We start from the raw sequence: 14,148 nt of genomic DNA on the forward strand, positions 1-14,148 counted from the left end.
GGACGAGGCAGAGAGTTGACGCACCGGCCCAGTCACCGGCCTCCTCTGGCCCCGCACGCCGACAGCGCCGTCTGCACCCGCCCACGCATCACCGTGTCTCCGAAGTGAGAGGCGACCCACTATGCCGCTGCTTGTTCCCCCGGCTCCCGCGCCCGCTCTCCGCAGCGTTCTCGCGGCACTCGGTTCACCCACCGCAGTCCGCGAGGCCCGTACACCGGCTCTCCGATCCGCCCAGGGGCCACTGAGCCCCGAACTCCCGCTCCCCGTCCATGTACTGGAGCGGATCGGCCCGAGCGGGCTCGCACCCACCACCCGGCTAGCCGCGTGGCGGTTCGTGATCCGCAGCTCGGAGCAGGCGGTCGCCGCGGCGGACACCATGCTCACCCCGGACGGCTGGGCCTTCTCGCACTTCTTCGAGGGCCCGTACATCGCCTCGACCGAACTCGCCCTGCGCCAGGCCGAGACAGTGACACCGCATTACCAGCCACGGCTGCTGTCCGTTCCTGAGCTCTACATGCTGGCGCTGTGGCTGCACGGCGACGCCGATGCCGACGCGGCCGGTGGCACTCTCGCCCCCGCCGATCTCCTCGTACCGCTGGCTCCCGCCCCGCCGGGAATCGCGGCCCACCGCCCGCACCGGGTAGCCGATCTGCTCCGCGTGATGACGCTGCGCATCACCCCGCGCCCCGGCCCCCTGCTCGGATCGCCGGCCTGACAGCGGCGGCGCCCCACACCACAGGGCTGTGCCCCGCCACCGTCTCCGGTGGTGGGGCACAGCCCTGCGTGGCGCACATTCCGCCCATCCGGACTAGTCCGGTCCGGCCACCCCGAACCACCCGAAGTGACAGTGCAGTTGCAGTGAACCGTCCGGCCGGGTGACGCGTCCTCGGGGTAAGGAGAAGTGCTGCTGCGAAATCCCTGCGGATTGACGCCCGTGGGGCAACACTGGGACCGGACCGATCGATACGGGGGAGCGGCCATGAACACCTCGTCAAGCCGCAGGACATTCACTACAACGCAGCGAAAGAACCCAGCCATGTGCCAGCACCAGCCACCTTGTCCGACCGCCGACTCAGCCGACCGGGAAGCCGCCCGTCTGACGGCACACCACCCGGAACAGGGCTGGAGCCTGCTGTGCAACGGCGTCCTGCTCTTCGAGGACACCGGTGAGCTGCTCCCGGACGGGCAGATCATCGCCCCGCACCGGCCCCTGGAGACCGGCCGGGTGGTGAAGGCCGCCTGAACCCGGCCTGTACGAACGGGGGCCGGCCCGGAGAGAACTCCGCACCGGCCCCGACGCATGTCCGCGTCACGCCCTGCCGCTCATGCCTCAGTTGTCGTACGCGTCCAGCGGAGGGCAGGAGCAGACGAGGTTACGGTCGCCGAAGGCGCCGTCGATCCGGCGCACCGGCGGCCAGTACTTGTCGGCAGCCGAGACACCGGCCGGGAAGACCGCCACCTCACGGCTGTAGCCGTGCTTCCACTCCCCGCCCAGCATCGCCGCGGTGTGCGGAGCGTTGCTCAGCGGGTTGTCGTCCGCGCTCCACTGGCCGGAGGCCACCTTCTCGACCTCACCGCGAATGGCGATCATCGTGTCGCAGAAGCGGTCGAGCTCCGCGAGGTTCTCGCTCTCGGTCGGCTCGATCATCAGCGTCCCCGGGACCGGGAACGACATGGTCGGCGAGTGGAAACCGTAGTCGATCAGACGCTTGGCGATGTCGTCGACGGTGACGCCGGTGGCCTTGGAGATGGGCCGCAGGTCCACGATGCACTCGTGTGCGACCAGCCCGGCCGGACCGTTGTACAGGATCGGGTAGTGCGGTTCGAGGCGCTTGGCGATGTAGTTGGCGGCGAGTACGGCGACCTGCGTCGCACGCTTCAGGCCCTCACCACCCATCAGGCGCACGTACGCCCAGGAGATGGGGAGAATGCCGGCCGAGCCCCACGGAGCGGCCGAGATCGGTCCGACACCGGTCTCCGGGCCCGCCGCGGGCTGGAGCGGGTGGTTCGGCAGGTACGGCGCGAGGTGCGCGCGCACGCCGACCGGGCCGACGCCGGGGCCGCCACCGCCGTGCGGGATGCAGAAGGTCTTGTGCAGGTTCAGGTGCGAGACGTCGCCGCCGAAGCGGCCCGGCTTGGCGAGGCCGACCAGCGCGTTGAGGTTGGCTCCGTCGACGTACACCTGACCGCCGGCATCGTGCACCTCGGCGCAGATGTCCGCGACGTGCTCCTCGAACACACCGTGCGTCGACGGGTACGTGATCATGAGCACGGCGAGCTCGTCACGGTGCGTCTCGATCTTGGCGCGGAGGTCCTCGATGTCGACCTCGCCGTCGTCGGCGGTCTTCACCACGACGACCTTCATGCCGGCCATCACGGCACTGGCGGCGTTGGTGCCGTGCGCGGAGGACGGGATGAGGCAGACGGTCCGCTGGTCGTCGCCGTTGGCCCGGTGGTACGCCCGTACGGCCAGGAGACCGGCGAACTCGCCCTGCGAGCCGGCGTTCGGCTGGATCGAGACAGCGTCGTAGCCGGTGACCTCGGCGAGGCGCTCCTCCAGCTCACGGATGAGCGTGAGGAAGCCCGACGCCTGCTCGGCCGGCGCGAAGGGGTGCAGCGCGCCGAACTCGGGCCAGGTGATCGGCTCCATCTCGGCGGTCGCGTTCAGCTTCATGGTGCAGGAGCCGAGCGGGATCATGCCACGGTCCAGAGCGTAGTCCCGGTCGGCGAGCTTGCGCAGGTAGCGCAGCATCGCCGTCTCGGAACGGTGCTGGTGGAAGACCGAGTGCGTGAGGATCGCGTCGGTGCGCAGCAGGCCCTCGGGCAGCACGTCGGCAGCCGCGGCGTCCAGCGCCTCGATGTCCCCGTCGGCACCGAACGCGGCCCAGACGGCGGCGATCTGCGTACGGGTGGTGGTCTCGTCACAGGCGAGGGAGACGAGGTCCGTGTCGACGAGCCGCAGGTTGACACCACGCTCGCGGGCGTCGGCCACGACATCGGCGGCCTTCCCGGGAACGCGCACGGTGACGGTGTCGAAGTAGGAGCCGGTCACGACGTCGATGCCACTCGCGCGCAGCCCCTCGGCCAGGATCGTCGCGTAGCGGTGGGTGCGAAGGGCGATCGTCCGCAGCCCGTCCGGACCGTGGTAGACGGCGTACATCCCGGCCATGACGGCGAGCAGCACCTGAGCCGTGCAAATGTTGCTGGTGGCCTTCTCGCGGCGGATGTGCTGCTCACGGGTCTGCAGCGCCAGCCGGTAGGCCTTGTTGCCGTCTGCGTCGACGGAGACGCCGACGAGGCGGCCGGGCAGGCTGCGGGCGAACTTCTCGCGTACGGCCATGAAGCCGGCGTGTGGTCCGCCGAAGCCCATCGGCACACCGAAACGCTGGGTGGTGCCGACCGCGATGTCCGCGCCCAGGCCGCCCGGTGAGGTGAGCAGGGTCAGGGCCAGTAGGTCGGCGGCGACCGTGACGATCGCACCCAGTTCGTGTGCCTGCTCGATCAAGGGCTGGATGTTCCGCACCGCTCCGGAAGCGCCCGGGTACTGCACCAGCACGCCGAAGACGCCGCGCTCGGCGATCTCTGCCGGGATGCCGTCGGAGAGGTCCGCGACGACGACCTCGACACCGGTGGGCTCGGCGCGGGTCTCGATGACGGCGATCGTCTGCGGCAGGGCATCGGCGTCGACCAGGAAGACGCCGTTCTTGACCTTGCCGACGCGCCGCGAGAGCGCCATGGCCTCGGCGGCCGCGGTGCCCTCGTCGAGCAGCGAGGCACCGGAGGTGGGCAGCCCGGTCAGCTCGGCGACCATCGTCTGGAAGTTGAGGAGCGCCTCCAGGCGGCCCTGCGAAATCTCCGGCTGGTACGGCGTGTACGCCGTGTACCAGGCGGGGTTCTCCATGACGTTGCGCAGGATCACCGGCGGTGTGAAGGTGCCGTAGTAGCCGAGCCCGATCATCGGGGCCAGCACCTGATTCCGGTCGGCCAGGGCGCGCAGTTCGGCGAGGACCTCGGCCTCGGTGCGGGCGGCCGGCAACCGGAGTGCCTCCGCGCTCTTGATGACATCGGGCACCGCGGCCGCGGTCAGCTCGTCCAGTGAGCCGTAACCGACCTGGGCGAGCATCTTCGACTGCGCCTCGTCATCGGGACCGATGTGGCGCTGTTCGAACGGAATACCCTGCTCCAGCTGGGAGAGCGGAGTGCGACGGGGGGTCATGGTGGAGGCCTCCTGGTCTGTCACGACCTGCGAGGGGCACCACGGCGCGGGTGCCCGGACGGCCTCCCCCTCTGTCATCTCAACCTGAGAGCTTCACCGGCGCGCCTTGTGGCGTACCGGCTTTCACCGTCGGTGAGGAAGGGAACCGACGGCGCTCGGCCGCACGGAACCCGTCCTGCTTTCCAGAGTGACCTCGTCCGCGCGGTACGGGGGCCTGAGAGATTCCGGGGAGGATTTGCTCCTTCGGCGCCTCCGGATTCGCTCCGGAGGACTCTCCCGCACGGGGTCAGCAGCCATCACCAGCCTACCAGCGGGGCTCGTGGCGGAATTCTCGAGTGGCCAACCCCTCGGATCTGCACTTTTGTAGTGCTTGTGGAGTAGCCGCGACCAGTGGGAGGGACCGTGCAGACCGACATCGATCCGCGCAGCCTGATCGGCCGCAAGGCGTTCGACCGCAAGGGCACCAAGATCGGAACCGTGGACGAGGTGTACCTCGACGACGCGACCGGTGTGCCCGAGTGGGCAGCCGTACGTACCGGACTCTTCAGCCGGGACGCGTTCGTCCCGCTGGAACCCAGCGAGTTCGTGGAGGATTCGCTTCGCGTCCCCTACGACCGGGCGCTGATCAAGGACGCACCCGACTTCGGCGTCGGTCGCCATCTCTCACCGGAACAGGAGCTCCAGCTCTACCGGCACTACGGTCTGGACTCCCCGCCCGAGGAGGCCGGCCCGGACAGGGACTTCGGCAGACTGGCCGGCCAGGACGAGTAGTCCGCCGGGTTCCGCACCAGCGGCAGCGGATCGACCGGCTGCAACTGCGCGTCGTCGATCCGGAAGGTACGCACCCGGCCAGGCGCCGACTCCGGTTCCTCGAACCGCACCGTGACACGGCCGACACCACTGCCCTGCACCCAGCCATGGCCGTAGACGTCATGGCGCACGTCCTGCCCGGCGGGCCAGCGCCGGGAGGCGAGCTGTTCTGAGGTCTCGGGGGTCTCCTCCCCCGCACCACCGGCGGGCTCGCCCCCCTGGTCACCCGCTTCCTCCTCGGCCTCTTCCCCGGTCGCGGCCCGCTCACCGGCCGCCTGCGCGAAGAGGTCCTCCTGCGTGTAGTCGGCGAGCCCCGTGACGCCGACCCCCAGGAGCCGTACGCCTCCGGTGGTGTCCACGGCCTCCAGGAGCCGCGCGGCGGCCTCCCGGACCACTGTGGGGTCGTCCGTGGGCCCACGGAGCGTCTCCGACCTCGTGAGCGTGGAGAAGTCGTACCGGCGCACCTTCAGCACCACCGTCCGCCCGGACCGCCCCGCGCCCCGCAGCCGCTGGACGCATCGGCCGGCCAGCCGCTCGACCTCCGTCCTGACCCGCACCCGGTCGTGCAGGTCCGCGTCGAAAGTGTCCTCGACCGACACCGATTTCGCGTCCCGCTCCGCGACAACGGGCCGGTCGTCATACCCGAACGCCATCCGGTGGAGCGAGCCGCCGTGCGCCTTCCCCAGCAGGCGTACGAGCTCCGCCTCACCCGCCTCGGTCAGGTCGTTGACGGTCATTATCCCGGCGCGGCGCAGATGGTCCGCCGTCGCGGGCCCGACGCCGGGGAGGATCCGTACCGGCATCGGTGCGAGCAGCTCCCGCTCCGTGCCCGGCTCGATGAGCACCAGCCCGTCCGGTTTGGCCTGCTCCGAAGCGATCTTGGCCAGCATCTTGGAGCCCGCGAGCCCGACCGAGCCGGTCAGTCCGGTGACCGCCTTGATGGCCGTACGCAGCTGCCCGCCGATCTCCAGCGCAGAAGCCGTGTCATCTGCCGCCCCACCGGCTTCCAGGTCCACGAAAGCCTCGTCCAGGCTGAGCGGCTCCACCAGCGGGGAGAGCCGCCCCAGCAGCTCCATCACTTGGTCGCTGACCGTCCGGTACAGCAGGAAGCGGGGCACCAGATAGGCCGCGTTGGGGGCCAGCCGCCGGGCCTGCGCCATGGGCATCGCCGAATGCACTCCGAAGCGCCGTGCCTCGTACGACGCGGTGGCGACGACTCCGCGTGGCCCCAGCCCACCGACCACGACCGGCTTTCCGCGCAGGCTGGGCTTCGCCGCCTGCTCGGCAGAGGCGTAGAAGGCATCCATGTCGAGATGCAGGATGGTGGGCGCGGCTCTCACATCAATCGATGCTGCCCCATGGCACTGACAATCGCCGGGCCCGATTCCTCGCCCCGGTCAGCCGGCGCGGTTGCGCCGCCGCGCGAGCTCATCGGCGGGGTTGTTCCCGACGAGCGTCTCGCCGGTGTCCACGCGCTCTCCGTGCAGCTGCGACAGCGCGACGTCGACGTCCCGCCACACCACGCCCACGGCAATTCCGAAGACCCCCTGGCCGCCTTGGAGCAGGTCGACGACCTCGTCGGGCGACGAGCACTCGTAGACCGTCGCCCCATCGCTCATCAGCGTCATCCGCTCCAGGTCCTGGAACCCGCGGGCCCGCAGATGCTGAACCGTGGTACGGATGTTCTGCAGAGCGACGCCCGTGTCCAGGAAGCGCTTGACGATCTTCAGCAGGACGACGTCCCGGAAGCTGTAGAGCCGCTGTGTGCCCGAGCCGTATGCCGGACGGACGCTCGGCTCGACCAGCCCCGTGCGCGCCCAGTAGTCGAGCTGCCGATAAGTGATCCCCGCAGCCGCACACGCTGTTGGCCCCCGATAGCCGATGTCGTTGGCCGATGCCACGCCGCCCCCTGCCACCGCCGCCGGTTGAACCGGTTGCCTGATGGTGTGGTCGGCTGTACTCCCCTGCTGCGGATACGGCCCACCCGCCGCCGTACCGTCGCCGCTGCTTCTCACGCCGACCTCCGTCCTTGACCTGCCATCTCGAAGGTAGGCAGTCACTCGGGGTGCGTCAACGATCGCCACACTCGGCACGCCGAGTGATAATCACCCTGAGGGTGGTTTCCCGTGACCCGTGAGCGGGAAAGGCTTGTCGAATGCGCTGACGGCGACCCCGTAGAACGGTCACTGACTGTTGGTGCCGAAGTCCTCTGGTGAAATCTGATCGAGGAACTCGCGGAACTTCTCCACCTCGTCCTCCTGCTCGTCGGGGATGGCGATGCCGGCGTCGTCGAGCACCCCGTCGCTGCCGTAGATCGGCGTTCCGGTGCGCAACGCGAGCGCTATGGCGTCGGACGGCCGCGCGCTCACCTCGACCCCGCTGGCGAATACCAGCTCCGCGTAGAAGACCCCTTCGCGCAGGTCCGTGATGCGGACCTCGGTGAGCTCCTGGCCGACGGCCTCGAGCACATCCTTGAAGAGATCATGGGTCAGCGGCCTGGCCGGCGCCATGCCCTGCTGGGCAAAGGCAATCGCAGTCGCCTCACCAGGACCGATCCAAATGGGGAGGTACCGGTCGCCTCCCACTTCACGCAGGAGCACGATCGGTTGGTTCGAGGGCATTTCCACCCGGACACCCACAACGTCGAGCTCGTTCACACAGCAACCCTAGGACGTGCTCGGCAGGTTTGGGTAGTCGGGCACCGACGAGATCAGTGGAACCGGACCTTCAGAGCGGTCTGCACCAGGGCCGAGTGAAGTCGAACCGACAGCTCGGCGAGCTCCCTCGCGGTGGCCTCGGCATGCGCTCTGGTCTGCGGATTCCGGTGCAGCCGCAGGGGCGCGACCACCTGCTCGATGAGTCCCGCCTCGCGGTCGGCGGCTGCCCGGATGGCACGCAGGTGACGCGGTTCCAGACCGAATCGGCCCAGATCCGCCACAAGCTTGGCCACCGTGACCATCTCGGCGTCGTAGCCGCCCTCGCCGCTCGGAGCGACCAGGCCGTACGACTCCCACTCGTCGAGGTCACTCTCGGTGGCCTCGGTCGCCGCCAGCAGCTCGGCACGGCCGATCCGGGCCGCGGTCGCCCTCCCGGACTGCGCATCCCAGCCACCGTCGGTCAGGTCCCGGGGACCGCCTCCGGAGGGCAGGGCGGACTGCTCGCCGCGGGCGAGGGCGTCCAGATGCTCGCGGATGACCTTCAGCGGGAGGTAGTGATCCCGCTGCATACGCAGCACCTGCGCGAGCCGCTCCACGTCGGCCGCACGGAACTTGCGGTAGCCGGAGGGGGTCCGCTGCGGTTCGACAAGCCCTTCGGCCTCCAGGAAACGAATCTTGGAGATCGTCACTTCGGGAAACTCGTCCCGCAGCTGCAGGAGCACCGTGCCGATGCTCATCGGGCGGTCGTCGGCAGTGGCGGTGCCGTGACCGGCACCGCCCGTCGGTGTTCTCAGCATGGACCTTCCCTGACGGGTCAGATGCCCCGCTGGCTTGCGTAGAAGACCAGCCGGTACTTGCCGATCTGCACTTCGTCACCGTTGGACAGGGCGACGGAGTCGATGCGCTCGCGATTGACGTAGGTGCCGTTGAGGCTGCCCACATCCCCGACCGTGAAGCTTCCGTCTGAGCTCCTGCGGAACTCCACGTGCCGCCTCGACACCGTCACGTCGTCGAGGAAGATGTCGCTCTGCGGGTGGCGGCCGGCCGTGGTCAGCTCGCTGTCCAGCAGGAAGCGGCTGCCTGAATTCGGACCGCGCCGCACCACGAGCAGCGCCGACCCGAGCGGAAGGGCGTCGACAGCGGCCTGAGCCTCGGGCGAGAGGGACGGCGCGAGCGTCTGCCCGGTGGCCTCCGCCTCGTACGCCTCGAGACCTGAGATGGAAATGGTCGAGGTCGTCTCCGAGGCACGCTCGGGAATTCCGCCCCTCAGCGGCGCACCGCAGTTGGAGCAGAAACGACTGGCCTCGGCGTTGCGATGACCGCACCTCGTACACACTGGCATGGACGAACCCTCCTGCCTCGGGGTAAACCCTCCACCTGTACCTGAGGTTGACGGTTCTCCGGAACCTATGCGGCCGGCACCGGCAGGGTCAACAGACGACGCGCCGGAAGCACCCGCATTGTCACTGCCCGAACCGGACACCTGATCGCGGAAGAGCGGGCGCTCCGAGCCCTGCTCATCCGCCTGGCCGTGGCGCGGTGCGCGATGGCGGGCAGCCTCATCGCGAGCGCTCTTGCCGAACAACTTCCCAAACAACTTCACGGGCGATTCCCCTTGACCGAAATAGACCCGCCCGTGGGGCAGGACGAACCCTGAATGAACACACCTGCCGACCCGGACATCTTCACAACGTCCGTATCCACTCGACAGTTTCCACCACGCACCACCATTACGATGCGGCGACCCCCCGCAACCGCCTGCCCGTATCCTTCGCCCCCTCGGTGCCGCGGCCTCACGGGGACGACGACCGAGCGTAGTCAGGCCGCTTTGCCGGTCGCAAGACATCCACGACGATGTCGTCGGCCTGCTCAACATGCACGGTGGCCTGCTCCTTCTCCAGTGTCTGCACCACACCGCCGGGGATGTTCAGCGCCGGCTCCAGGTCCTGGGGCTTGCCGATCACCTTGAACACGTACGGCGCGGCGATCTTACGGCCGTCAACCTTGACCTTGCCGCCGTCACCGGAGAAGTAGGTACTGGCCACCACTCTGACGCCGTTGACCTCGATCGCCTCGGCGCCCGCCGCACGCAGCTCCTGGAGCGCGTCGAGCAGCATGTCTGCCTTCACTCCGTTTCCCGGGTCGTTGACGGTGAGGGTGATCCCGGGCCCGTGCGCGGCCACGGTACCCGCGAGGACCCCGAGTTGCCGTTCTTTCTCCACCGTCTGCTTGCGCGCCTCCTCGGCCTGGTCGGAGCTGTTCTCCAGCTCCGTTCGCTGAGCGTCGAGACGCTGCTTCTCGTCCTCCAGACGCTGTGTGCGGTCGTCCAGCTCGTCGAGAATGCGGACGAGGTCCTCCTGGCGGGCACCTCTCAGTGCGCTGTTGTCGCTGTTCGAACGGACCTGAATGGCCAGCCCGAGGCCGAGGACGAACAGCAGCAGCGCGACGATGAGTTGGGCCCGTGTCACCCGCGGCGGCCACAGACCGGCGATGAGCCGCTGACGCCCGGTGAGCTCCTTGGCAGCGTCGGCCGACTCCTCGCCGGGATGCTCCTTGCCGCTGGGAAGTTCTTCGTTGCTCATCGGCATCAGGCCCGGAAGACGTGCCGGCGGATGGCCGCGGCGTTGGAGAAGATCCGGATCCCGAGCACGACCACCACACCGGTGGAGAGCTGCGCGCCGACGCCCAGCTTGTCGCCCAGGAACACGATCAGTGCGGCCACCACGACATTCGACAGGAACGACACAACGAACACCTTGTCGACAAAGATTCCGTCGAGCATGGCCCTCAGACCGCCGAAGACTGCGTCCAGAGCAGCCACCACAGCGATCGGAAGATAAGGCTCGACCACCGCCGGCACCTCGGGCCGGACCAACAGTCCGACCACGACTCCCACGACGAGGCCCAGTACGGCGATCACGATGTGCCCTTCCCTGTCTCTGCCGCACCACTGCCGGTGTCTGCGGCCTTGTAAGGCTCTGCTGTTCGTACGATCAGGCTCGGCGCGACTTGGAGGCTCACCTTTTCCTGGACGGACGTGCTCGTCCGGATGTCGAAAGTGTCCTTGAGCGCCTGCAGATACTGGCCGTCGGCACTGTCCTGGAATGCGCTGCTCAACGGCTTCCCGTCCCCCACCGCCAGCACCGTGTACGGCGGCACGAGCGGTCTGTTGTCGACCAGTATGGCGTCGCCGGCCGCGCGGATCGCCGACAGGGCGGTCAGACGCTGCCCGTTGATGGCGATCGCTTCCGCACCGGACTGCCACAGGCCGTTGACGACGCGCTGCAGGTCCCGGTCGCGGACCCGCCCGGTGTCGGAAAACCCGCTGGTCTCCCTCGGCCCGCCACCGCCCTGGTCGGTGCCCTTGGCGTCGTCGACGACGAGTTTCACGCCGGGCCCTTCCACCGGTGTCGCGCCGGCGAGCAACGCCACCAGTTCCCCCTGGTCCCCCCCGTGCTTCTCCAGCGCCTTGCGCTGTCGACTGCCCACATCGTCCCGGAGCTTGTCGACCTGCGCCTCGAGGTTGTCCGCCGCTGCCGTCTCCTCGCCGATACGGTCGATCAATTCCTCGCGCTCCTTGGCGAGGACCGGCGCGGCAACACGTGCCTGCGCGGCACCGAGCGTGACGACAAGGGCAGCAAGGACCAGACAGGCGGCGAGGCCGAATTTCGCCTTGAGTGTGCGGGGCAGTCCCGCGCTCCCGTCTGCCTTGCGACGCGCCGATGCCTCGGCGTACCCGTCGTCGAGGCTGTGGTCCATCACATTGGTCAGCAGCGACATGGACGCGTCGGGGCGCGAGGCGGTACTCCGATCGGGGGGCTGCTGCGACATGCCGCACATCGTCGCACGTCGCCACTGCTACCGCCGAATGGCCCCACCGATGGGCCCGGAGGCGTCGCTCGATGCCTCCGGGTCCAACGGTGGAACCCTCAGTGACCTGCGCTGTCCACAACCGCTGCCCATTCGTCCAGCAACGCCTGCGCGGAGGCGTCGTCCGGGCCCTCGGCCCACAAATGGGTGACAGCCTCGGCCGGGTCCGGAAGCACCATCACCCATCGCCCGTCGGCCTCGACGACCCGCACGCCGTCCGTCGTGTCCACACTGCGGTCCCCGGCGGCCTCCACGACCCGGCGCATGACCATGCCCTTGACAGCCCAAGGTGTGGCCAGATCCCGCCGCAGGACGTGGGCACGGGGAATGCGGGCATCGATCTGGCTGAGGGTGAGCTGGGTCCTGGCGACGAGCCCGAGGAGTCGCACGAAGGCGGCGGAGCCGTCGAAGACGCTGCTGAATTCGGGAACGATGAAGCCGCCGCGGCCGTCCCCACCGAAGATGGTGCCTTCCTCACGTCCCACGCGCGTCAGATCGTCGGGCGATGTCGTCGTCCATTCGACCTGCGTGCCGTGGTACGCCGCGACCTGCTCGGCGACCCGCGTGGTGGTCACCGGCAATGCCACCCGCCCACTGCGCCGCTCGGCGGCCACGAGGTCGAGCATCACCAGGAGTGCCCGGTCGTCCTCCACGATCCTGCCCCGTTCGTCGACCAGGGAGAGTCGCTCACCGACCGGGTCGAACCGCACGCCGAAGGCAGCCCGTGCCGAGGAGACGATCTCCCCCAACCGCACCAGTCCGGACCGCCGGGTTTCGGCGGACTCGGTGGGCCGGGATTCGTCCAGGCCGGGATTGATGGTCAACGCGTCCACGCCGAGCCGTCCGAGCAGGCTGGGAAGGACGAGCCCGGCACTGCCGTTGGAGGCGTCCACGACGACTTTGAGAGCCGCGTCGGCGATCCCTGCGGTGTCCACGTTCCGCAGCAGCGATCCGGTGTACGAGTCGAAGACGCTGGACGGGAAGTGCAGGTCCCCGATCTCCCCCGGGAAGGCCCGACGGTACTCCTGACGTGCATAGACCCGGTCCAGCTTCCGCTGGCGTGCCTGTGAGAGGTCCGCGCCCCGCTCGTCGAAGAACATGATGTCGACCGAGTCGGGTACCCCGGGGGACGTACGGATCATGATCCCACCGGCACTGCCGCGTGCGGTCTGCTGGCGCGCGACGGGCATCGGTACGTTCTCCAGGTCCCGTACGTCGATGGCGCTGGCCTGAAGCGCGGAGATCACCGCTCTCTTCAGCGCACGGGCACCGCGGGAGTGGTCACGTGCCGTGGTGACCGTCGACCCTTTCTTGAGAGTCGTGGCATACGCTCCGGCGAGCCGGACAGCCAGCTCCGGCGTGATCTCGACGTTCAGAATCCCGGATACACCACGGGCCCCGAAGAGATGAGCCTGCCCCCGTGATTCCCAGATCACCGAGGTATTGACAAAGGCACCGGCCTCGATCGTCTTGAACGGGTAAACCCGAACATTTCCCTGAACGATCGATTCCTCACCAACCAGACATTCGTCGCCGATGACCGCGCCGTCCTCGATACGGGCGGCCCGCATGACGTCGGTGTTCTTGCCGATCACGCATCCGCGCAGGTTGCTCTGCTGACCGATGTAGACGTTGTCGTGCACCACGGCCTTATGCAGAAAAGCGCCGCTCTTGACAACGACGTTGGATCCGATGACCGTGTGCTCGCGAATCTCCACGCCGGCTTCGACTTTTGCGTAGTCCCCGATGTACAGGGGGCCTCGCAGTACCGCGTCGGGATGCACTTCGGCGCCTTCCGCGACCCATACGCCCGGCGAGATCTCAAAGCCGTCGATCTCGACGTCGACCTTGCGCTCGAGAACGTCGGCCTGAGCCTTCACATAGCTCTCGTGGGTACCGACGTCCTCCCAGTAGCCCTCGGCGACATAGCCGTAGATGGGCTTTCCTTCCTTCATCAGCTGCGGGAAAACATCACCGGACCAGTCCACGGAGACGTCGGCCTCGACATAGTCGAATACCTCGGGCTCCATGACGTAGATGCCTGTGTTGACGGTGTCCGAGAAGACCTGGCCCCAGGTGGGCTTCTCCAGGAAACGTTCTACCTGGCCCGCCTCGTCGACGATGGTGATGCCGAATTCCAGTGGATTCGGCACCCGGGTCAGGCACACGGTCACCAGCCCGCCCTTTTCCTTGTGGAAGGCGATGAGGTCGGTGAGATCGAAATCGGTGAGTGCATCACCGGAAATCACGAGGAAGGTGTCGTCCTTCAGTGCTTCCTCAGCATTTTTCACGCTCCCCGCAGTGCCGAGCGGTTTCTCCTCGTTGGCGTAACTGAGCTCCATCCCGAGCTCTTCACCGTCCCCGAAGTAGTTCTTGACCAACGAGGCGAGGAACTGGACCGTTACTACGGTCTCATTGAGCCCGTGCCGCTTGAGCAACCGCAGCACATGCTCCATGATCGGCCGATTGGCGACGGGCAGAAGCGGCTTGGGCATGCTTGAGGTCATGGGGCGAAGACGAGTGCCTTCGCCGCCAGCCATCACGACGGCCTTCATGTCGGAAACGTCCTCCTTGAACAGACGACGGTTTGGCCGA

At 68.2% G+C, this 14,148-nt stretch carries 13 protein-coding genes and 1 riboswitch; of the genes, 3 read left to right on the plus strand and 10 right to left on the minus strand.

Annotated features, from left to right (window positions below):
• Positions 1–121: 121 nt before the first annotated feature.
• Positions 122–715, plus strand: coding sequence for a hypothetical protein (locus tag OG936_RS03610; RefSeq protein ID WP_406492488.1), 594 nt, complete (start codon positions 122–124; stop codon positions 713–715).
• Positions 716–1,036: 321 nt separating this feature from the next.
• Positions 1,037–1,243: a DUF5999 family protein gene (locus OG936_RS03615; RefSeq protein WP_323183800.1), complete on the plus strand. Its 207-nt coding sequence runs from the start codon at positions 1,037–1,039 to the stop codon at positions 1,241–1,243.
• An 87-nt stretch (positions 1,244–1,330) separates the two neighbouring features.
• On the opposite strand, the gene gcvP is transcribed toward OG936_RS03615, so the two are convergent.
• Complete coding sequence (gcvP, locus tag OG936_RS03620) at positions 1,331–4,216, minus strand: aminomethyl-transferring glycine dehydrogenase (protein WP_406492490.1); 2,886 nt, start codon at positions 4,214–4,216, stop codon at positions 1,331–1,333.
• Between the two features lie 192 nt (positions 4,217–4,408).
• Positions 4,409–4,505: riboswitch (glycine riboswitch) on the minus strand.
• A 113-nt stretch (positions 4,506–4,618) separates the two neighbouring features.
• On the opposite strand from gcvP, the gene OG936_RS03625 reads away from it, so the two are divergent.
• Positions 4,619–4,987: a PRC-barrel domain-containing protein gene (locus OG936_RS03625; RefSeq protein WP_406492492.1), complete on the plus strand. Its 369-nt coding sequence runs from the start codon at positions 4,619–4,621 to the stop codon at positions 4,985–4,987.
• Here OG936_RS03625 and OG936_RS03630 read toward each other — a convergent pair.
• The 9 genes from OG936_RS03630 to OG936_RS03670 all read right to left on the minus strand — a co-directional run bounded on the left by OG936_RS03630 (position 4,912) and on the right by OG936_RS03670 (position 14,108).
• On the minus strand, positions 4,912–6,366 hold the full coding sequence (locus OG936_RS03630) for a DNA polymerase IV (RefSeq protein WP_406492494.1): 1,455 nt from the start codon (positions 6,364–6,366) through the stop codon (positions 4,912–4,914). The two genes, OG936_RS03625 and OG936_RS03630, sit on opposite strands and share 76 nt — an antisense overlap.
• Before the next feature lie 57 nt (positions 6,367–6,423).
• Positions 6,424–7,041 (minus strand): MerR family transcriptional regulator, encoded by a 618-nt coding sequence (locus OG936_RS03635; protein ID WP_266907202.1) that lies wholly within the window; start codon positions 7,039–7,041, stop codon positions 6,424–6,426.
• 168 nt (positions 7,042–7,209) lie between these two features.
• A complete protein-coding gene (locus OG936_RS03640) occupies positions 7,210–7,683 on the minus strand; it encodes a bifunctional nuclease family protein (protein WP_006123076.1) in 474 nt (157 codons plus the stop codon).
• 53 nt (positions 7,684–7,736) lie between these two features.
• Positions 7,737–8,480: a MerR family transcriptional regulator gene (locus OG936_RS03645; protein WP_383762157.1), complete on the minus strand. Its 744-nt coding sequence runs from the start codon at positions 8,478–8,480 to the stop codon at positions 7,737–7,739.
• A 17-nt stretch (positions 8,481–8,497) separates the two neighbouring features.
• Complete coding sequence (locus OG936_RS03650) at positions 8,498–9,286, minus strand: FHA domain-containing protein (RefSeq protein WP_383762159.1); 789 nt, start codon at positions 9,284–9,286, stop codon at positions 8,498–8,500.
• 190 nt (positions 9,287–9,476) lie between these two features.
• Positions 9,477–10,265 carry a DUF881 domain-containing protein gene (locus OG936_RS03655; protein WP_406492496.1) on the minus strand — a complete coding sequence of 263 codons (789 nt, stop codon included), beginning with the start codon at positions 10,263–10,265 and terminating at the stop codon, positions 9,477–9,479.
• Between the two features lie 5 nt (positions 10,266–10,270).
• Positions 10,271–10,603, minus strand: coding sequence for a small basic family protein (locus tag OG936_RS03660; RefSeq protein WP_003970459.1), 333 nt, complete (start codon positions 10,601–10,603; stop codon positions 10,271–10,273).
• A complete protein-coding gene (locus tag OG936_RS03665) occupies positions 10,600–11,514 on the minus strand; it encodes a DUF881 domain-containing protein (RefSeq protein WP_406492498.1) in 915 nt (304 codons plus the stop codon). Before OG936_RS03665 ends, OG936_RS03660 begins: the two co-directional genes overlap by 4 nt.
• Positions 11,515–11,612: 98 nt before the next feature.
• On the minus strand, positions 11,613–14,108 hold the full coding sequence (locus OG936_RS03670) for a sugar phosphate nucleotidyltransferase (protein WP_406492499.1): 2,496 nt from the start codon (positions 14,106–14,108) through the stop codon (positions 11,613–11,615).
• Positions 14,109–14,148: the final 40 nt, after the last annotated feature.

It is taken from the genome of Streptomyces sp. NBC_00846 (genome assembly GCF_045207325.1).
Classification (GTDB): Bacteria; Actinomycetota; Actinomycetes; order Streptomycetales; family Streptomycetaceae; genus Streptomyces.

Excerpts from the sequence above, each read along its gene's own strand:
- OG936_RS03610 (WP_406492488.1), top strand. The coding sequence starts at position 122 with ATGCCGCTGCTTGTTCCCCCGGCTCCCGCGCCCGCTCTCCGCAGCGTT.
- OG936_RS03615 (WP_323183800.1), top strand. The coding sequence starts at position 1,037 with ATGTGCCAGCACCAGCCACCTTGTCCGACCGCCGACTCAGCCGACCGG.
- gcvP (WP_406492490.1), bottom strand. The coding sequence starts at position 4,216 with ATGACCCCCCGTCGCACTCCGCTCTCCCAGCTGGAGCAGGGTATTCCG.
- OG936_RS03645 (WP_383762157.1), bottom strand. The coding sequence starts at position 8,480 with ATGCTGAGAACACCGACGGGCGGTGCCGGTCACGGCACCGCCACTGCC.
- OG936_RS03655 (WP_406492496.1), bottom strand. The coding sequence starts at position 10,265 with ATGAGCAACGAAGAACTTCCCAGCGGCAAGGAGCATCCCGGCGAGGAG.
- OG936_RS03665 (WP_406492498.1), bottom strand. The coding sequence starts at position 11,514 with ATGTCGCAGCAGCCCCCCGATCGGAGTACCGCCTCGCGCCCCGACGCG.
- OG936_RS03670 (WP_406492499.1), bottom strand. The coding sequence starts at position 14,108 with ATGAAGGCCGTCGTGATGGCTGGCGGCGAAGGCACTCGTCTTCGCCCC.